Source organism: Shewanella sp. 10N.286.51.B8, assembly GCF_041469325.1.
In the GTDB taxonomy this organism is placed as follows: Bacteria; Pseudomonadota; Gammaproteobacteria; order Enterobacterales; family Shewanellaceae; genus Shewanella.
Map to the genome: position 1 here is coordinate 1 of NZ_JBFRKG010000022.1, position 292 is coordinate 292.

The window sequence follows — 292 nt, forward strand, 5'->3', positions numbered from 1 at the left end:
TCTTCATTCATGGTGAATTCAACGTCAGGGGCAACCGCGGCATCGTTAACTGGGTTAACGGTTAAATCAACGCCTGTCGCCACGGTAGTGGTGCCATCTGAGACATCAAAGCGTAAGTCTAAGTCGCCATTAAAGTCCGCATCTGGGGTAATCGTAAAGCTGCCATCGGGGTTAGCCACAACGGTGGCATTATCGCCTACTGATAGGTTTTCAGCGCTTAGGCTGTCACCGTCGATGTCAGATGCATTAGCTAGTAATTGCTCCTGGCTTAGGGTAATTGAGCCATCTTCGT

1 protein-coding gene is annotated in these 292 nt (G+C 49.7%); it reads right to left on the reverse strand.

All coding sequences use genetic code 11. From position 1 onward, the window contains the following. Window positions 1–292, reverse strand: a 292-nt coding sequence (locus tag AB4160_RS09225) for a cadherin-like domain-containing protein (protein WP_372004310.1), incomplete at both ends; no start/stop codon positions are given.